Raw genomic sequence first — 18,928 nt, forward strand, 5'->3', positions numbered from 1 at the left:
TTTGACAAACAAATCATAATATATCATTATTTAGAGTTCCTTAAAAAATTACTGCAAAAATTGACGCAATATGGGAAAAATACAAACCGGCTGTTGGCTAAAAAAAGCAGTTTAACGTCGCCGGCGGAGCTAAGAAAAGCTGCAAGAGTTAAAACACTAGCTCTGTTGTTTGCTACCAGTTTCCTAAGCGCTTGGGATAGTTTGATTACACAAAACAGGAGCCCTGCCTGTGGAATTCATATTAATAAATTCCACAGGCAGGGCTCTTGTTTTGCAATATGCTTGGATGCTTTAGCTCAATAGACTGCAGTACCTGCCTATAATTTTATTTAAAACGGTATATGCGAGGGGCGAACATAATGCCTAACGCAAACCCCAGGAAAAAGAGAAACACTGCCAGCGTGAGCGCCTGGTTGAAATCCACAAGTCTCACCACCCTTTGAAAGATTCGGGAATTCAACCTTATTATACTGCCGGCAGAAGTCAGGGAAGTGTAAAGAAAGCAAGGGTATGCGTAAGTTTTTAGTAAAGAAACAGAGTCCCTGTCCCCGTGTTTTATGTATTGATAAAAACGCGGGGACAGGGACTCTGTTTTGCAGTAACCGTCAGCCTGATCTTAAGGATTAATTTCCAACGCTTTGTTGATAAAATCTGAGGAAAATTTAATTGCTATTCTGGTTTTGCCTTCACAGAGATGCGGTGGATCATTAGGCCGAAAACCCATAGGGCGTAAGTCTTTACAGCGCAGGCTTTTAAATCTTTGTTCGAATCCGTCGGCGAAAGCATAGCATAAAGCAATGGTTCTTTCTTTGTCGATGCCTTTTTCCTTACCGAGAATGCCGATAAACATTAGCGCGCCTTCCACCAGCCCGCACTGTGCCCCGAATTTGCCGGCGCCGTGCATGCCGACAGCGGCAGCCAGAATTTGGGGTTGAATTTCCACGTTAAATATTTCGGCCAAGATTTTTAGCGTTGTTTCCGCACAATTAAGATCGTTATTCCAATAGTAGCTATGTATTCTGCTCTGGATTAACTCCTCCATTTTAGTTCTCTCCCTTCGGAATCCTTGAAAAATATTATAAATAGTAGAGTGTAAAGTTGTAAATATCCAAACGCCGGTTTCAGGCAAGAAAATTGGATATTGTAAACAACATGACAGTAGCCGCCAAGGAAGTGAACCCAGTTACCCAATATTAATAAAACCGGTCAGAATTTTGTAAGAAATATGTCACGAATTTGTCAGAACTTTTGATTATAATTTCATTAAGAATGGAATTATTTAGACAAGTACGCAGTTTTACCCAGAGATTACTTTTAACCAGAAAATCGGGGAGGGAATTGCATGTCCATGTTTTGTTTTCAGTGTGAGCAAACAGCAGGTGGAAAAGGCTGTACCAAGGTAGGGGTATGTGGCAAGCAGCCAGAGGTAGCCAACAGTCAGGATGCGCTTACCTGTGCCTTAATTGGTTTGGCCAGGGCGGCGCAGGGCAAAAGCGCCGGTAAAAAGGCGGATGAACTGGTGCGGCAAGGGCTTTTTACCACGGTTACCAATGTTTGTTTTGACAGTGAGAGGGTACAAGCCTTAATTGATCAAATTCATGCGGAAAAGAACAAACTAAACGCAGCCGCTGCAGACTTTGTCCCGGGTGAGCTGTGGACAGGCGACATCGATATCGTATCGCTGCGGACCACGTTATTATTGGGTATGCGCGGTATGGCCGCTTATGCAGAGCATGCTGCGGTTTTAGGCAAAGAAAACCCGGAAGTCACGGCTTGGTTTTATAAAGGCTTGCAAGCGCTGGGCGAAGAACATACGGCAGATGAATGGCTTGGCCTCTTGATAGAGTTTGGCAAAACCAATCTGGCCTGTATGGCGCTGCTGGACGAAGCGAATACCTCTGCTTATGATCAGCCCAAACCAACCAAGGTATCTCTAAAGGTGGAGAAAGGGCCTTTCATCGTCGTTACCGGCCATGATCTCCTTGATTTAAAACAACTGCTGGAACAGACTGAAGGCAAAGGCGTTAACATCTATACTCATGGTGAGATGCTGCCGGCGCATGGCTATCCTGAACTTAATAAATATCCGCATCTGAAAGGCAATTTTGGCACAGCCTGGCAGAATCAGCAAAAAGAGTTTGATAACATACCGGCGCCTGTTTTATTTACCACCAACTGTCTGATGGTACCGAAGAGCTCCTACAGTGACCGGGTATTTACCACTTCTGTTGTCGGTTTCCCGGGTGTTCAGCATATTCCGGGATCAAACCACATCAAGGATTTTTCAATTTTAATTAATAAAGCTGTTGAACTGGGCGGCTGGCAGGAAGACAAAGAGTTTACCGGCATAAACGGCGGCAAAGAAGTGATGACAGGCTTTGCCTGCGGTACAGTTATGAGTGTTGCCGGCACCGTCATCGATGCGGTAAAAGCAGGCGCGATTAAGCACTTCTTCCTGGTCGGCGGCTGTGACGGGGCCAAACCGGGCCGTAACTACTATACCGACTTTGTAAGAAAAGCGCCGCAGGATACCGTTATTCTGACCTTAGCCTGCGGCAAGTACCGGTTTAATGATCTTAATATCGGCGAAATCGGCGGTTTACCGCGAATCATGGATATGGGGCAATGTAATGACGCCTATTCGGCCATTCAGGTGGCCGTCGCCCTTGCCGAGGCGTTTAAATGCGAGGTTAATGAACTGCCGCTTACGCTTGTACTGTCCTGGTATGAGCAGAAGGCGGTGTGCATCCTGCTCACGCTTCTGGCGCTCGGCATCAAGAACATCTATATCGGTCCGTCATTACCGGCCTTCTTGTCACCCAATGTACTCAACATCCTGGTAGAAAAATTTAATCTGCATCCGATTAGTACGCCCGAAAACGATCTGCAAACAATTTTACAATAAGCGGCTAAATAAAACGAATGGGGACTGCAGCGCGCTGCGGTCCCCATTCGTTTTATTTAGCCTGCAGTTCAGTTACCATTGCTTCGAACTTAGTCCGGATTTCATCAATCCTGGTTTGAAATTTCTTTGCGACTGTGTCGTCCTGAATTAAAGATATATTAATTTTGGCCACAGCGAGGGAACCTTCAATACCGGTTTTAAGTACCAGCAGGCCTATTTTCAAGTCGCCTTGTACACCGTGTTTTACTATGGGCAGTATGGCTATGTTTGCCTAATAATTTAGTGATTATTATCATGTCTGTACAATTTTTCCATTGAGCCAATAGATAAAGGTACATTTAGGATAAAGCACTTCAGAGCATTGGGTGTGATAAATATCACAGTAAAAATAAGGCACCCTGCTATAAAATTACTCAAGAGGAGGATAAAGCAAATTAATCAGCAACTCTATATGGCTATATATCAACTAAACACAAAGCCAGCTTCTGTGAGAATGGAGTAGAAAATGACAGCCGCAATTAGTAATATATCGAAGCATCAAAAGTGGTACTATCGGCGGCTCAATATCAAGCGAATCTTTACTTCGTCTGTTGGAGCGATGATCGGGATCGGGACGATCGCCTATGTATCTGCTATAACTGGAGTAAATTTCATAATGCCCCCGCTGGGGGCAACTTGTTTTATTGCGTTTGTCATCCCGGATAGTGCTTTTGCCCGGCCCCGTAATATAATTGGCGGACATCTTGTCTCCAGTATGATTGGAATAGTATGTTCTTATGTGTTTGGTCTGCATTGGTGGACTTATGCGCTGGGGGTCGGTGTTGCGATTGCAGCCATGCAAATTCTAAGAATCTTGCACCCGCCTGCTGCCGCCAATCCGCTGCTGGTAATGCTGGAGGGGGGAGTGCCCTTGGATTTTTTGCTGGCTCCGGTGCTGATTGGCAGTGGTACTTTATCTTTGGTAGCGGCGCTGTATAATAAACTGGTTACTAAACATAGGTACTTCCGGGTAGTACTTCACTATGTGGCTAATATCTCGGAAGACGCCGGCCGTGACAGGTTATTTAAGAGCCGCTGAATTTAAGCTGCTTTCAGTCCATAATACGCTTTTCCCCGGTTATTGCCTGCAGCTGTTTTATATCCTGCGTCGCCTCTAAGACGCCGATAAATTCACCGCCGGAATCACGCACGGCAATATACTGGATATGGACATACTTACCGGCCAGGTGGAGCCAAAAGCTCTCACTGTCTTTTTTGCCGGATTTTAAATCTGTCACAAGCTGCTCAACAACGTGAATGCTGGCTGGCGGGTGGCAGTTTTCGACCTTCCGCCCAATAATGGTTTTGGTGCGATGGAAAATACGATCCTTTGCTGCGGAAAAGAATTTGACCAGCTCGTCCTTACCGACAAAGGTTATATCTATCGGCAGGTGGCTGAAGATCAACTCGATTTCTTTCGGTGTCAGAATGCCTGTTGCAAACTTGATAACGCCCTGGGCGCTTGCATTTTTACCGGTCTCTATTGCGGTGAGCGCAGAGTTAGATGGCAGCCATTTTGTTGCCGGCTCAATGAGGCAATAGCCAATTTCCTCACTGTCCTCCTGAATCAGCAGCCAATCGTTCTCGCTCAGGGTTTCTAGCAGCATGGGAAACAGAATCTTGTCTTCCTTAAAAATCATCTCGTTTATCTGGTGCAGTGTCTCTTCAAGTTTGCTGAGGAACGCTTCTTTAGCGCCTGACGAATAGTGAAGCGCTAAGCGCTTGGATTCCTTAAGCAACTCCCGGATCTCGTCATCTACTCCCCACATGACTTTGGGCGGGGCCGTTATACCATAGTTTTCCAGAAAGGGGAAGATAAGATTTTCTTTCCGGGCGTAGTGTTTATCCACGTCCCACAGCAGATTTATCTTTGCCAGTGTTTCACTTACGATTTTTGGTTCCTCCCCGGGAGCAGCGCTTTGCAGCCCGGCCGCCAGCGGACGGATCTCTTTTTCTATCAGTTCTTCTAAGGCTTGGTTTTCTTCCCGGAAAATATCCAGCGGATGGCCCTTGCTTACCTCTATATTAGGTTTTTCGCTTAGTGCTTCTTTAAACACGGCCGCATGCACATCGCACAGGTTTTGGATTTCCTCGACAGGAATCCCTTCATTGATAAGGCTTTGTTCGATCAGGGAAAGTTCGGCGGCATCCATTTCCGCGGCAATCGCATCGAACCGCGGTTTAACTTCCGCGACACTTTTCCCTTTATGCAAGTCGAGGAGGATTTCCTTGATAATTTGTTTCCTGTGTTCCCGGTTGTTTATTAACTCGCTCATCGATTATCGCTCCTGTCTTTATTAGGTATCTAATATTTTTTGGCTGTAAGGGTAAATATATTCCTCATGAAGCCGGTGGAAAGGAGCTTGCCAATGATAACAAAAGATCAAAAAATCGCTGAGGTGCTGACAAAATATCCTCATTTGAAAGAAAAATTAATTGAACGCTCTCCTAAATTTAAAAATTTAAACAATCCAATTGTTTTTAATACGGTCGGCAAATTTGCCCGGATAGAGGATGTGGCGAAAAACACCGGGGAAGACCTCGATGATTTGCTTGCTTTCTTAAATAGCAATATTGAGTAGCCGCGCTGTACAACCGCGGTTGATCATAAAGAAAACACGACTTGCGCCGAGACTTTGGCGAAAGCGGAAGCCGATGTTGCCCTTATCCAGGCGAAAGTTATACTTTCTATCAGGAGAAACAAAACCTATCAGCGATGTAAGCCGATAGGTTTTTGTGTTTGTCGTTTCAGCATCATTTTTGTATTATCAGCCGCCAATATGCTCATCCTAACTGTAGCATACAGGAAGGACAATGAATAATGGATACTGATTATCTTATATATCAACTGAGGGTAGAACTCTGGCAATTGTTGCTTGCCGACTGGAAGGCAGATACACTTACCGTAAAATACTGGGCCATGGTCGGCGTAATCGCATTCGCCTATACTATGTGGTACCGTCTTACCGACAAGCGGCGTTTAGTGGATCTGCTGCTCTACGGCTCTTTGATTGCCGTAATGCGCGAACTTCTTGACCTGTTTGGAGTTTCGGCAGGGCTGTGGATTTATAAGGTCCGTATTCTGCCGCTTTCCCCCAGTGTTTTGCTTATGGACTGGACGATAATACCGCTGATATATATGCTGGTTCAGCAGCATAGCCCCAACTGGCGTCAGTTTTTCGCCTGGAGTGCAGTGGGAACCACCATAATAGCAGGGGTGATTTTTCCGGTGTTGTCCGCTCTGGATATCCTCCAGCTAATGCGGTGGAATTATTTTTATGGTTTTGTCAGTATGTTTGTTGTGGCAACACTGTCCCGGGCCGCTTTTCACCTGGTGGTGCAAGTGCAGAGCGCGGCCCGGGAAGGGAAGCCCGCTCCGCTGGAAAACACTCTGCTGCAGCCTGCGCTCAAGCCTTTGGACAAGCAGGGCGGCGAGGAGGATAAATAGTTAGTTGGTTTTTTCTGATGCCGGCATGCGCTGGACATCCGTTTGCGGAATGCTGCCGTTTCTACCTGCCGCCGGAGCTTTGCCGGCTGGACTGAAGGCGATCAGCCCGGCAAAAAGGCCAACCGAGAAAACCAGGGCCAGCATTGCCGCCGCCAGCTTCTGTTTATTCTGCCGCATGCTTTTCGTTAACGCCTGCAACCATTTGAGATGCATGACAAAATGCAGAACAACTAATGCCGCCATAATATATCCGGTCCACTCATGCAGCGCCTTGATATTGACATAGGCCATTAACGCAGGTATCTTGAATTTTAAAAGCAAGCCGGTGGCTATACAGGCTAACCCGATAACCCCAAGCACGATATTGATTAAATAATTTTTTTCAGCTGTTGAAAACATCCTAAAATTCCCCTTCATTATCATTTTTTATTATTATCTATTAGTTTGCTTAGAATAACTTTTGAAAAACAAAAAACAAGGTCCCAGTCCCCGTGTTTTGCCTGTGAAACATGGGGACTGGGGCCTTGTTTTTCGCTGCTGTTGTTTGTCACCGGTGACAAACAAACCGTCATTGCACCTGTTATGTAGTGCAATGACGGTTTGTTTACTTAGATACTGCTAACGCAGTATTTCTGTTGGAAATTCATCTGGTTCCGGGTTTCTTCCTTGCTTCCCTGGTAGTATTCCGGACAATTTTGTGGGCGATATCGGGGTGGGAGCGGCAAAATTTTTGAAAAGCGATACCGGATAGTGCTAATATTTCGGCAGAACTGGTGGCGGCTATCTCTTCGGTGTGTTTGTTGTGCTCGGTTAACCCGTTTGCCCCGAAGTGCTGCCCAGGTGTGAGGTATTCTTTCAGCGGGCGCTGAAAGGTTAATGATTTTAATCTGCCGGATAGTAAAATGCTGTAGGTATAACTGATATCACCCTGGAACGTCAGCATATCGTCCGGATCGCACTGGACAAAAATGCCGCAGCTGTGCAGAAACTTTTTGGCTTCTGGTTCGGATAAATCCTGCAGTACAGCCATGCTTTCAGTTGGCAGGCCATTTAAGCGCTTGCACAATAGGTTCCATAATTCGTCCTCGGTAATCAATTGACTATTGATAATGGAGGCTTGGTTGCTGAAAACGGCATTAAACCATTCAATGGTTTTCATATTCAGGGAGCGTCTTCTGCGGGCTATGCGAAAAATAGGAGAACGTACCTTGCGAAAGTGCTGAATATCATCGGTAAGCAGGACGATAGGAACCGCTAAGCCGTGACCTGGGTAAAAAAAGTTTTTGTAGTATCTGCGGCATCCCATTTGCTCATAAAGGGGTATCAAATGAAAATTGGAAATACCAAAAATAAATTGTACATGGTTATGGCAACAAATCTCATAGCATTTTACCATAAGAAGATATAGCACCGGCGAGCTCCGGTGCGCGGGAGTGACCATTACCTTTGTAATAAAGGCAAATTTGTTATCATCATTTACACTACTATATCCCTGGAATGTTTCCAGGGATAAAAGTTCTATTATTTTTTGCGGAAAGTCAGAAATAGTACCGATGTTAATTCGTTTAGTGGCAATTAATTCTGAGCCAACTTTAGCGTATAGCAGTAAAGCCCATTCGTCCTGTTCATCATATAATAGCTTATTATCATAATCCACCTCATCAAGATGCCTGGACATTTCCTCCACATAGATTTTATAACGAAAGTGATATATTTCCCTTTTTTCTTCCGGGGTAGTAGCTATACAAATTTTAATTGGATCATTAGGAGTTTCTGCCGACCAGGAATTATTCTTTGTATCTTTGTTTATCATTGTTCTTCTCTCCTTTATAAACAGTTACTAACGCAAAAATTTTTATGAAAATTACGTTTTCATAACTATCACCCCCCTTTAATGGGGGTTACGGAGAAAAGAATATAATCTCCTGTAATAATATAAAATAAATGGTAAAATTTGTAGAAATATATATAAATATTAAAAAAGTCCTTTTTCAGGTATATATTCCTGAAAAAGGACTAGCTAATGTGCTGATAACTTAAGGATTGGTCTGGCTAAAATACACGAAAAATGTAGTTCCGTTATCGCTGGTATCGATTTTGATACTGGCCTTATGTCGATGAGCGATTTGGTAGCAAATTGGCAGGCCCAACCCTGTGCCGGTATCTTTAGTAGTAAAAAAGGGTGTACCCAAACGATCCAGTATGTGAGACGGTATTCCCGGCCCCTGGTCACTGACGGATAAAACAGCTTTGCTATCGTCCAGGAAGGTGCGAATAACCAGGTTGCCGCCTGCCGGCATTGCTTCGATCCCATTGCGTACCAGATTCAGCAGTAATTGACGAATTTCGTTCTCATCCAGCTGCAAATCGGGAAGTTCGCTAAGGTTAAGGGTTGCACATACTTTGGAAGCATTGGCGTCTGCCTGGATTAAAGGAAATAACGCTTCAATAATACTGTTTAGCGAGCAGCTCTTCAAACTAACAAACTTTTCGTGGGATAAAGAAAGATATTCCCGGATAATATTGTTGGCTCTGTCCAGTTCCTCGATCATTAATTTAAAATTTTCTTTATCGGTTTGATATTTTTCCTTTCGTCCCAGCAACTGCAGATAGCCGCGTACCGTGGTCATGGGATTTCTGATTTCGTGTGCGACGGTGGCCGCCATACTGCCTACCATGTTCATCCTGTCGAAAGCTGAGGCCATTTGTTCCAGTTTTTTTCGCTCAGTAATATCGCGGATAATACCTTCCAGGGCCACCAGCCGGCCTTTTTCACCATAAATCGGAACACATTTCTGTTCGAGCCAGAGGGTGGTAGTGTCTTTGCGAAGCAAGCGTATGGTCAGCGGCAATTCAATAGAGTGTGGCAGATTTTTGATGAAATCGTCAAGCAGGGAACGGTCGTCAGGATGGATCAAATTAAAGATTAATTTGTTGTCGGCGTAAAATTCCTCAGGGGCGTAACCGGTGACAGTCAAAGCGGCGGGGCTTATATATTCAATTGCGGCTTCCGGGGGGAGGCGATAATAGTAGATTACATCAATGGCGTTTTCCGCTAGTTGCCGATACTGAATTTCCTTATGGGATAAATCGATTCTGGTTTTTTCAAAGTATAACATTAGAGTGCCAATAGCAATGGTTAGTCGCAATATTCCGCCCGCAGCGTATCCCCAGGGAAGAAGCCACGAGCCATACATTATAAACGGAGCAGAAAAATTGAGAAGACTCAACAGAATATAGGCATAGCCGGTAACTAATCGGCCGAAAATCGGTAATTTCGGATGACGTATAAAAATTAAGCCAGCCCATATACCTGAAAAACAGCTAATATAGATGGGCAGTAACAATTTATAAAGCAAGGAGGAAGCCAGAATATTCACTGCAGTACTTGCAATGAAAATGATGACAGTGCCGTATAGCCACCACTTATTAAGCGGTTTGTTTATAAAACTGTAAGTGCTCCAAACAATCATCAGGACAAAGATAAAAGTCAGCATTTGATATACTGTCAATCCTAAGGCGGACTGCTTCCAGGCGAGTAATCCTGAATCAAAAATAGCAGATCTTATGAGAAGGACAAGCCAACTTACAGCCCATATACCCATATAGCGTGCACGGTATAATACATACAGATATGTGGAAATCAGAACTATTGCCAATGTCCCAATGGATGAGCCCATGACGGCTAAATAAATATAATCCATAAGAAACCTCTGCTGAAAGTTAATTATTTACAATTTTTTATTCTCTGCCAAAATGCAAGTTCCTTCTTTATGGATAATTTAACATTTTTTTGCATGAGAAACCTGAAAGCAATTTATTTGTATTTCTGTATCTAATTAGTTATCTGACTGACTGCATTCAGACATTAGACCGCAAAGCTAATGTTTGAATGCAGTTTTATATTGAAGCCGGAACAAAAGATTTTGTAAGATTTAAATCACGGTTTGGTCAGAGTTTTGTAATTATTATCCGTTATGATATAAATTAGCGGGCAACGTGGGGCTTAGAGACAGAGTCTTGGCGATACTGCCTGAATATGCTTAGTAAGCTAAGGAGCGGAAAGCTGTGAATATTTTTAAAGATTTTCGACTCACAACAAAAATCATTAGCATTGTGGTGCTGTTGATTATATCTTTTAGCGGTGTGGTTGGGTTGTATATTCTTCCCGCCTTAACGTCTGCCCTGGAGCAAAGTGCTGAGAGAAAACTGAAAAACCTTACAGAGACAAGTTATCATATTGTTGCGTTTTATTATTCCCAGGCGCAAAAGGGCATCCTGACGGAAGCGCAGGCTAAGGAGTATGCAAAACAGGAAATACAGGGGCTGCGTTATGAGGAAACCGAGTATTTTTGGATTAATGACTATAAACCAAGCATGATTATGCATCCGGCAAAACCGGAGCTTAATGGCCAGGATATGAGCGATTACAAAGATCCAAGCGGGTTTAAGATATTTGTCGCCTTTACAGATGTTGTGAAAAGTCAGGGAGAGGGCCTTGTACGTTACCAGTGGCCTAAACCGGGCAAGGATGCGCCTCAGCCTAAGTTTTCCTATGTAAAAGGTTTTGAACCATGGCAGTGGATTATTGGGACCGGAATTTATGTCGATGATTTAAATACTGTGAAAATGGCGTTTGCACAAAAAATAGTTATATCTGTAATGCTGGTTTTAATCATTGCGTTGATTACGGTAACAGTTTTAATTATTGTCCCGATAAATAAGTCGATTAAAGAGATTTTGAGTCATCTGGATGAACTGTCACAATATGATTTCACGCACAGCATCAGTTTGGATCAAAAAGACGAGCTGGGGCTGATTGCCAGGGCCTTTAACCATGTTGTTAAAAATATCAGGGATCTTGTGCAAAATACCCGTCAGTTAAGCGAAATGGTGGTAAATGAATCTAACCGGATGATCACATCCACCGAAGAAATTTCTGTTGCGTCTGAACGAATTGCCATTACAATCACCGAGCTGGCGCGGGGCGCTGTTGAGCAGGCTAAGTCCACTGAGGAAGGCAGCAATAACATTCAGACGATTGTTGCCGGCCTGGAACACATCAGTACAGACATGAGCAATTCGGCGATTTTGACAAACGAGGCGGAAAGGGCGGTCAAAACCGGAGCTGATCTTGTCGGTGAGCAAGAAGCAAAAATGATCGAAAATATGAAGGTATATCAGAATGTTAGCGCCACCGTAATGAATCTTGCGAATAAATCGCAGGAAATCAGCCAGATTGTCGAAGTCATCAAGGGGATTGCCAAACAGACCAATCTTCTGGCATTAAATGCGGCGATTGAGGCGGCCAGGGCGGGCGAGCAGGGACGCGGCTTCGCCGTAGTTGCTGAAGAAGTTCGCAAACTGGCCGAACAAGTCAGCGTATCAGGCTCGCAAATCATCGAAATCGTTCAGGAAGTTCGCGGTGGTGTAGACCATGCGGTTACCGACATGGATATTGTTACCCGCGTTGTGAAAGAGCAGGAACATAGCCTGACGGATATTGTCAGGATTTTCAAGAGCATTTCCGAGGCCGTAAATACCACAGGCAGCTATATTAATACCGTTGCGGAAAAAACAAAGGCCCTCAGCAGTGATGCCAAAACATCGGCAGAGACTCTTAATAAAATTTCCGGTATTGCCGACAAGACGGCCGCCGGGACCCAGGAAGTTGCCGCCTTGTCGGAGGAGGAAGCCGCGACCATTCATGAAATTGCCGAACGGGCAAAAGAATTAGACAATGTAGCAAACGAATTGCAAAAGTCAATTCAGCAGTTCACCGTATAAAGGAAACCAAACGGGCGATACCTCCGGTGGGGTATCGCCCGTTTGGTTTCCGGCAAAAAAACACGGGGACAGGGACACTGTTTTCCTGAGATTGCCTTTCGATTAACAGAATGTAAATTTTTTAAAAAGCATATTGACAATGAGAATTATTATCATTAAAATAAATATCAGAGATGACCCACATACATATATAAACTGCTTCTTCAGTAATGAGAAAGAAGAGAGCCTAGAGCTCCGTTGCGCAATCTATACGCACGGAGTTTTGTTTTTTTCAGCGGTAGGACCTGTGTGTACAAAGATTGCAGGAAGCTAAAGCAAAGGAGTGATTAAAATGATGGCTGGGTACGAAAAGGTAAGAGAACTACGGGGAGATTTGCCGGCGATACGCTGCACCTGCTGCAACCGGCTGCTTTACCGGGGTGTTGCCCAAACCATTGAAATTAAATGCCCGAAATGCGGTGTGGTGCAGTTGATTAAAGGCGGGGAGCGCAGGTGGGCAAAACCGGCGGGAACCCTGTCCGGCGGAGCGCCAAGAGTAGTAACCGACAGCGCCGGCCGGATGGTGGCGATACCGGGGCGTCCGGAGCGCGTAATCGCATTAAACGCATCGAATTTAGGCCTGTACTATGCCAGCGGCGGGAATGTTGTCGGGAGGGCGTCAACCAATATGCTGCCGCCGGATATGGCGGAACAGGTCAGGAGCATTCCGACAGTAGGCATGCCCCCCTGCCCGGATGTGGCAAGGATTATTGCGATGAAGCCGGATTTGGTGCTGGGGATGCATGCCCCCATGCATCATTCGCTTGCCGCCGTCCTGGAGAAAACCGGCATTCCGGTTTTGCTGCAGGCGCTGGAACACTATACCGATGTTTTAAAAACACTGCGTCTGTACGGCGAATTAAGCGGCAATCCCGAACGGGCCGCCGGCAAGATTGAAGAGATTGAAAATAGACGGAGGGAGTTGGTCCGGCTGCATTGGGGGAAACCATCGCCCAAAGTGCTGATTTTATGGGAAATCGCCGACGGACTGTATACGGCGCTCTCCCACAGTTTTGTCGGGGATTTGGTGAAACGCCTGGGCGGGGTCAATGTGGCGGATATGGTTATAGCTATTGATGAAAATTTGAGTTATGCCCCTTTCCGCCTGGAAGCGTTTACTTCTTTCCAGTCGGATGTAATTTTACTGGTTAATCACGGCGCTGAGTCGGTAACCGGAACCCGTTTTTATCAGGAACTGGCAAAACAGCCGGCCTGGCAGCAGCTAAACGCCGTGCGGCGGCAGGCTGTCTACCAATTGCCGTTCCATTTGTTCGCGGTCAATCCCGGCCCGCAGCTGGGAGAAGCGTTGGGCGTTCTGGCTGATTTTCTTTATAAAGGTCGTGTTTTATGAATACGGTAAGGTATATAGCGCAAGATCCGCGCGCTATGCTGCGCAATGGGATTGGCCTGGCGGCGCTGGTGATTCTACTGCTGGCTCTCGCTGCCGGGGTACTGTTTGGCGCAGTTCCGGTCAGCCTGCAGGAGATTACGCAGTCGCTGCTTGGCAATACAACAGGGGAAGCGTATCAAATTATTTATAATATCCGTCTGCCGCGTGTCTTTACCGGCGCCCTGGTAGGAATGAACCTGGCCCTGGCGGGCTGCGTCCTGCAGGGGGTGCTGCGCAATCCGCTGGCTGATCCCGGTATTATCGGCGTGTCGGCCGGCGCCGGTCTTGCCGCTATGCTGGTAATGATTCTTTGGCCGGAACTGACGGTGATTGTGCCCATGGCCGCATTTTTCGGCGCGCTGGCGGCCCTGGCTATGGTGATTGCTTTAGCCTGGAACAAGGGCGTTCAGCCCTTGCCCATGGTTCTGGCCGGCGTGGCTGTGGCCGCACTCTTAGGCGGCGGCATGAGCATTTTAATGATCTTTTATTCGGATAAGTTGCCGGGAACGGTTAACTGGATGGCCGGCAGCCTGCAGGGCAAAAGCTGGGATCATATCCGGCTGATTTTACCGTACAGCCTGCTTGGTGTTCTGGGGGTCATTTTCTCCTCCCGGTACTTAAATCTGCTGCAGCTTGGCGACGAAGTGGCGAAAAGCCTGGGAACACGGGTGCAAACGGTCCGGTTTGGCCTGATTATCCTGGCGGCGCTGCTGGCGGCTTCGGCCGTGAGCGTAGCCGGACTGCTGGGATTTGTGGGCTTAATTGTGCCGCATATTACCCGGATGCTGCTAGGTTCCGATTTTGAGTACCTGATGCCCTGCTCGGCCCTGTTCGGGGCAGTAACGGTGGTGGCGGCCGATTTGGCGGCACGTACGGTTTTTAGGCCTGTGGAAATCCCGGTCGGTATTTTCATGGCGTTTTTAGGGGCGCCATTCTTTATCTATTTGCTGCGGAAGGGAATGAGAAAATGAACTGCACCATCGAAGCCAGGAAGCTGGCGCTGGGTTATAGCGGCAAAACAATTTCCGCCTGCCTGGATATAGCCATAGGCGAGCCGGAAATTGTGGCCATAATCGGGCCGAACGGCTCAGGAAAATCCACTTTTTTAAAAGCGCTCAGCCGGCTGTTGCCGCCGGAGGCGGGCAGTGTATTATTAAACGGTACTGATATTCACCGGCTGTCGCCAAAAAAAGTGGCGAGGCTGCTGGCGGTAGTGCCCCAGTCGGTGCAGGCGCCGGGAGACCTCTTAGTGCGTGACCTCGTTGCCAACGGGCGTGCTCCCTATATCGGCCTGTTTGGCCAGCCGTCGGCGGAGGATCAGGCAGCGGTCCAGGCGGCGGCGACGGCTACCGGGATTGCGGACTTATTATTCCGCCGGCTGGACACTTTGTCAGGCGGTGAACGGCAGCGGGCGTGGCTGGCAATGGCTCTGGCCCAGCAGCCCAAAATACTGATGCTTGATGAGCCGACCACCTACCTGGATGTCCATCACCAGCTGGAATTTATGAAATTGGTCAATACGCTGCACCGGGAGCGAAAGTTAACAGTAGTTATGGTACTCCATGATTTGAATCATGCCGCCCGCTTCAGTCACCGCATTATTGCTATGAAAAAAGGCGAAATCTTTGCCGACGGGAAAGCCGGGGACGTGCTGACGGCGGCCAACCTCCGCTTGCTGTACGGCGTGGAAGCCACGGTGGTAATGATAGAGCAGGGAGGTTCCGAGCATCTTGTCTGCCTCCCGCACGACATTTGCAGCAGCTATGGAGCATAATGAAGCGCTTAACCTGGAGAACATCTCAAAAACCTATCAGGGAAAACAGGTTTTGGAGGGGGTGTCGGTAACGGTTAATGCCGGTGAGGTTTTTGGACTGGTAGGACCGAATGGCGCCGGTAAAACGACGCTAATGAAAATTATTGCCGGTTTGAGCCGGCCTGGCAGCGGCCGGATTACTATTTTCGGCCGGGACGGTCTTGGCGGGAGAGCGGCTGTCAAACACCGGCTCGGCTGGGTGCCGCAGGAGAATAATCTGGAGCGGGAACTCTCGGTCCGTGAAGCTCTGCTCTTATATGCCTTGCTGTATGGCGTTCCGTCCGCCCGCCTGAGGGTAAAACAAATCATGGCGGAATTTAATCTGGCCGATATCAGCGGGAGGAGTATCGGCATGCTCTCGGGCGGAATGGCGAGAAGGGTGCTGATTGCGCGGGCGGTACTGCCTGAGCCGCAAATGCTGCTCTTAGATGAACCGTCGGTGGGGCTCGATCCGGATGTGCGCCAGGACATCTGGCAGGTGATCCGGCTATTGGCAGGCAAAGGCAAAACCATATTCCTAACCACGCATTACATGGATGAAGCGGAGCAGCTCTGCGACCGGCTGGCGCTCCTTAAGGCCGGCCGGATTCTGGTGACGGGAACACCGGCGGGAATTAAAAGTATGGCGGCCGGGGCAGGCGATTCGCCGGGTACCCTGGAAGAAGCCTTCTTACGTTTAATCCGGAGAGGGGCGGAATAATGGGCTGTCTTGTTGTCTACTGCCGGGAACTCTTGTTAATGCAAAAGAAAATGGGAAAACTGGGGTATGTCTTTTCCTCGGTTATGTTTCCGGTTATTTACTTATTTGCCTTCAGTTGGGGGCTGGGGTCCCGTCTGGAGGTGAGCGGGGGCTATATCCCGTTTCTGGCTAAAGGGATTCTCGGCATAACTGTTATGTTGAATTCGTTTCAGCAAACGGCGCTGTCGGTAAGTGTGGGGCGTATTTATTTCAAAACTTTGCAGACGCTGCTGTTATGCCCCATTTCACTGGCGCAGGTGGCGGGCGGTCTGGTTTTGGCCGGAGCGACGCGCGGCTTGCTCTTAGGCGGGTTGGTTTACGGGATTGCCTGGTTGTTTTTTGCCGCGCCGGGTTTAACGTTAACGGCTGTCTGCGGCGTTTTCTTATCCGCTTTTTTCTTCGCGGCGCTTGGACTTACGGTTGGCTTATGGGTGAACGATCCGGATGAACTTTCGCTGGTTAATAATTTTTTACTGACGCCCATGATTTTTTTCGGTGGTTCTTTTTTTCCGGAACAGCATTTTCCGGCCTTGGTGCGCGAAATCGTCGCTGTGTTGCCGTTAAGCCTGGTGAACGGGTTATTGCGGCTGCCAACCTGGGGGGAGGAGGCGTTAGCAAAAGCTGCTGTTTTATTGCTGATTAGCTGCCTGATGTTTTGGCTGGGAATAAGAAAGCTGGCGGCGTATAATGAATAATAAGCCAGGCGGGTAAGCAAAAAAACTTAAGGAGAGATTTTTAATGAAAACACTTATTGTTTATTCAAGTCTGACAGGAAATACAAAGAAAGTGGCGGAAGCGGTACAAGAGGTTTTTGGCGAGGCAGCCGAACTTTTTCCGGTAGAGGAGAAGCCGCCGGCTGACGGCTATGATTTGGTTGCCGTAGGTTTTTGGGTGGACCGGGGTACGGCGGATAAAAAGGCGCAGGACTACATTACCGGCCTCCGCAATAAGAAGGTGGCCCTGTTCGCAACCTTAGGGGCGTATCCGGATTCGGAGCATGCCCAAAAAAGCATGGCCAATGCCGTCGCGCTTATAGATGACAGCAATCAGTTTATTGGCAGCTTTATCTGTCAGGGAAAGGTTGACCCGAAGCTGGTGGAACAATTTAAAAATCTGCCTGCAGGTCACCCGCATGCTATGAATCCGGAACGCGCCGCCCGGCATCAGGAAGCGGCCAAGCACCCGGATGAAAGCGATCTGGCCAACGCCAAAACGATATTTGCCGAATTCAGGCAGAAGCTGCACGCGGGTGGTCTATGAAGAAGGCGCTCTATACCGGCAGGGGCGGAGGTGGCAGCAGTTTGCAGGCAATACTTGCGGCCATGGAACCGGAGCTGTATTCGCTGGTGGTTGGCTGCCAGACCGATCAGCCGCTCTATGAAGCGTTTCCGGCCAAACGTGTTCTCCACGGCGATATCCGGGGAGCCATGCTGGCCAAGGGAGAGTGGGCCAGCCGCTGGCAGTCTGTTTTACAACAGCCGGGTTTAAAAGAAAAACGCTCAGCTTATATTCATATCCCTTTTTGCCAGCGCAAATGCCTGTATTGCGGTTTCTTCCAAAATTATAGCCAGCTGGAACTGGAGAACGCCTATATTGACCGGCTGATTGCCGAACTCAAGATGAGCGCCGGCAGTCCTTATCTGGCAGTTCCGGTGAATGCCGTCTTTATCGGCGGGGGGACGCCCAGTTCGCTTTCGCCGGCTAACGCCGGCCGGCTGCTAAAAGCCATTGGCACGTACCTGCCGCTAACTAATGATTGTGAACTGACCCTGGAAAGCCGGATCCATGACCTGGTGCCGGCTAAAATGGAAAGCTGGCTGGAGAATGGCGTCAACCGGGTATCGATTGGCGTACAGTCTTTTAATACCACAGTGCGGCAGGCTGTTGGCCGCCTGGATGACCGGGAAGCCATACTGGAACGGCTAGTGGCTTTATCAGGCTATAATCAGGCAACCGTGATCATTGATTTGATTTACGGACTCCCGTACCAGACGCCCCAGGTGTGGCTGGACGACATTGCGCTCTTAAAAACGGCGGCGGTGGACGGCTGGGACTTGTATCAACTGAATGTCTACGAGAACAGCGCGCTAAAGCAAGAAACGGACGCCGGGCGCTTGCCTGCCGCAGCAAACGTCCAGGATAAGGCTGAACTGTTCGCCGCTGCCCACCGCGTACTGTCGGGGTGGCCTGTCGCTCAGATCAGCGTCTGCCACTGGGCAAAAACCAGCCGTGAGCGAAATCTGTACAATATCATGGCCCAGCAGGGCCATACCATGCTTCCCTTTGGCGCCGGGGCGGGAGGGAAAGCCGGTGATTTTTCGATCATGCTGGAACGGGATATAAAACGGTATATGCAGCGCATCGACAGCGGGGAAAAACCCATTATTATGATGACGTCATCGCCTGTGTCGGCCCAATTGCATGATGCAGTCAAAAATCAAATTAAACTCGGTTATCTTGATATTAACCAGCTTGCAGCTGAGCTTGATCCCCGTATCGGCGAACTGGAGGCGCTGCTGTCCTTGTGGGAGAAGAATGGCCTGGTAGCCCGGGAAAGCGGCATTGCCCGCCTGACGGTTGCCGGACAATTCTGGTATGTAAATCTGATGCAATCTGTACTGGAATGCATCAATGCTCTTTTGCATGGCGCCTGGTCCTGGGAGATGCAAAAAGGGGTGGTTCAGGGATAAAGCAGGCAAATGATAATTATTTAATTGACAATGATTATCATTACCATATATACTGAGTACAGAAAATGCTACCCGGCA

Annotated in this window: 18 protein-coding genes; 12 read left to right on the forward strand and 6 right to left on the reverse strand. The window is 47.8% G+C overall.

Annotation, left to right across the window (positions count from 1 at the left end; genetic code table 11):
- Positions 1-616: 616 nt before the first annotated feature.
- Entirely contained in the window at positions 617-1,042 is a 426-nt protein-coding gene (locus SATMO3_RS03850; RefSeq protein WP_371377727.1) for a C-GCAxxG-C-C family protein, read from the reverse strand.
- Between the two features lie 300 nt (positions 1,043-1,342).
- Here SATMO3_RS03850 and hcp point away from each other — a divergent pair, with 300 nt between their 5' ends.
- Positions 1,343-2,905, forward strand: coding sequence for a hydroxylamine reductase (gene hcp, locus SATMO3_RS03855; RefSeq protein ID WP_371377730.1), 1,563 nt, complete (start codon positions 1,343-1,345; stop codon positions 2,903-2,905).
- Positions 2,906-2,957: 52 nt separating this feature from the next.
- Here hcp and SATMO3_RS03860 read toward each other — a convergent pair whose 3' ends face one another.
- Positions 2,958-3,170, reverse strand: coding sequence for a cyclodeaminase/cyclohydrolase family protein (locus SATMO3_RS03860; protein ID WP_371381667.1), 213 nt, complete (start codon positions 3,168-3,170; stop codon positions 2,958-2,960).
- 240 nt (positions 3,171-3,410) lie between these two features.
- Here SATMO3_RS03860 and SATMO3_RS03865 point away from each other — a divergent pair, with 240 nt between their 5' ends.
- The gene (locus SATMO3_RS03865) at positions 3,411-3,983 is read left to right on the forward strand and encodes an HPP family protein (RefSeq protein WP_371377732.1); all 573 of its coding nucleotides are present in this window, start codon (positions 3,411-3,413) and stop codon (positions 3,981-3,983) included.
- A 13-nt stretch (positions 3,984-3,996) separates the two neighbouring features.
- On the opposite strand, the gene SATMO3_RS03870 is transcribed toward SATMO3_RS03865, so the two are convergent.
- On the reverse strand, positions 3,997-5,220 hold the full coding sequence (locus tag SATMO3_RS03870) for a DUF438 domain-containing protein (protein ID WP_371377735.1): 1,224 nt from the start codon (positions 5,218-5,220) through the stop codon (positions 3,997-3,999).
- A 93-nt stretch (positions 5,221-5,313) separates the two neighbouring features.
- Here SATMO3_RS03870 and SATMO3_RS03875 point away from each other — a divergent pair, with 93 nt between their 5' ends.
- Together SATMO3_RS03875 and SATMO3_RS03880 are read left to right on the forward strand one after the other, a co-directional pair.
- Positions 5,314-5,526, forward strand: a complete 213-nt coding sequence (locus SATMO3_RS03875; protein WP_371377738.1) for a DUF1858 domain-containing protein — start codon at positions 5,314-5,316, stop codon at positions 5,524-5,526.
- 239 nt (positions 5,527-5,765) lie between these two features.
- Positions 5,766-6,392, forward strand: a complete 627-nt coding sequence (locus SATMO3_RS03880) for a CBO0543 family protein (RefSeq protein ID WP_371377741.1) — start codon at positions 5,766-5,768, stop codon at positions 6,390-6,392.
- Here the strand turns inward: SATMO3_RS03880 and SATMO3_RS03885 are convergent, their stop codons facing one another.
- The 3 genes from SATMO3_RS03885 to SATMO3_RS03895 all read right to left on the reverse strand — a co-directional run bounded on the left by SATMO3_RS03885 (position 6,393) and on the right by SATMO3_RS03895 (position 10,096).
- Positions 6,393-6,791, reverse strand: coding sequence for a DUF4405 domain-containing protein (locus SATMO3_RS03885; protein ID WP_371377744.1), 399 nt, complete (start codon positions 6,789-6,791; stop codon positions 6,393-6,395).
- Positions 6,792-7,035: 244 nt separating this feature from the next.
- The gene (locus SATMO3_RS03890) at positions 7,036-8,205 is read right to left on the reverse strand and encodes a Crp/Fnr family transcriptional regulator (protein ID WP_371377747.1); all 1,170 of its coding nucleotides are present in this window, start codon (positions 8,203-8,205) and stop codon (positions 7,036-7,038) included.
- A 223-nt stretch (positions 8,206-8,428) separates the two neighbouring features.
- Positions 8,429-10,096: an ATP-binding protein gene (locus SATMO3_RS03895; RefSeq protein WP_371377750.1), complete on the reverse strand. Its 1,668-nt coding sequence runs from the start codon at positions 10,094-10,096 to the stop codon at positions 8,429-8,431.
- 364 nt (positions 10,097-10,460) lie between these two features.
- On the opposite strand from SATMO3_RS03895, the gene SATMO3_RS03900 reads away from it, so the two are divergent.
- From SATMO3_RS03900 to hutW, 8 genes are all read left to right on the forward strand, one after another.
- Positions 10,461-12,179, forward strand: coding sequence for a methyl-accepting chemotaxis protein (locus tag SATMO3_RS03900; protein WP_371377753.1), 1,719 nt, complete (start codon positions 10,461-10,463; stop codon positions 12,177-12,179).
- Positions 12,180-12,510: 331 nt separating this feature from the next.
- Positions 12,511-13,569, forward strand: a complete 1,059-nt coding sequence (locus SATMO3_RS03905; RefSeq protein ID WP_371377756.1) for an ABC transporter substrate-binding protein — start codon at positions 12,511-12,513, stop codon at positions 13,567-13,569.
- Complete coding sequence (locus tag SATMO3_RS03910; protein ID WP_371377759.1) at positions 13,566-14,579, forward strand: FecCD family ABC transporter permease; 1,014 nt, start codon at positions 13,566-13,568, stop codon at positions 14,577-14,579. Before SATMO3_RS03905 ends, SATMO3_RS03910 begins: the two co-directional genes overlap by 4 nt.
- Positions 14,576-15,382: an ABC transporter ATP-binding protein gene (locus SATMO3_RS03915; protein ID WP_371377762.1), complete on the forward strand. Its 807-nt coding sequence runs from the start codon at positions 14,576-14,578 to the stop codon at positions 15,380-15,382. Before SATMO3_RS03910 ends, SATMO3_RS03915 begins: the two co-directional genes overlap by 4 nt.
- Positions 15,339-16,121 carry an ABC transporter ATP-binding protein gene (locus tag SATMO3_RS03920; RefSeq protein ID WP_371377765.1) on the forward strand — a complete coding sequence of 261 codons (783 nt, stop codon included), beginning with the start codon at positions 15,339-15,341 and terminating at the stop codon, positions 16,119-16,121. The genes SATMO3_RS03915 and SATMO3_RS03920 overlap by 44 nt, the downstream gene beginning before the upstream one ends.
- Complete coding sequence (locus tag SATMO3_RS03925) at positions 16,121-16,855, forward strand: ABC transporter permease (RefSeq protein WP_371377768.1); 735 nt, start codon at positions 16,121-16,123, stop codon at positions 16,853-16,855. The genes SATMO3_RS03920 and SATMO3_RS03925 overlap by 1 nt, the downstream gene beginning before the upstream one ends.
- A gap of 43 nt (positions 16,856-16,898) precedes the next feature.
- Entirely contained in the window at positions 16,899-17,420 is a 522-nt protein-coding gene (locus tag SATMO3_RS03930) for a flavodoxin family protein (protein ID WP_371377771.1), read from the forward strand.
- Between the two features lie 41 nt (positions 17,421-17,461).
- Positions 17,462-18,850 carry a heme anaerobic degradation radical SAM methyltransferase ChuW/HutW gene (hutW, locus tag SATMO3_RS03935; RefSeq protein WP_371377774.1) on the forward strand — a complete coding sequence of 463 codons (1,389 nt, stop codon included), beginning with the start codon at positions 17,462-17,464 and terminating at the stop codon, positions 18,848-18,850.
- Positions 18,851-18,928 lie beyond the last annotated feature (78 nt).

This window comes from Sporomusa aerivorans (genome assembly GCF_041428895.1).
GTDB classification, from domain to species: domain Bacteria; phylum Bacillota; class Negativicutes; order Sporomusales; family Sporomusaceae; genus Sporomusa; species Sporomusa aerivorans.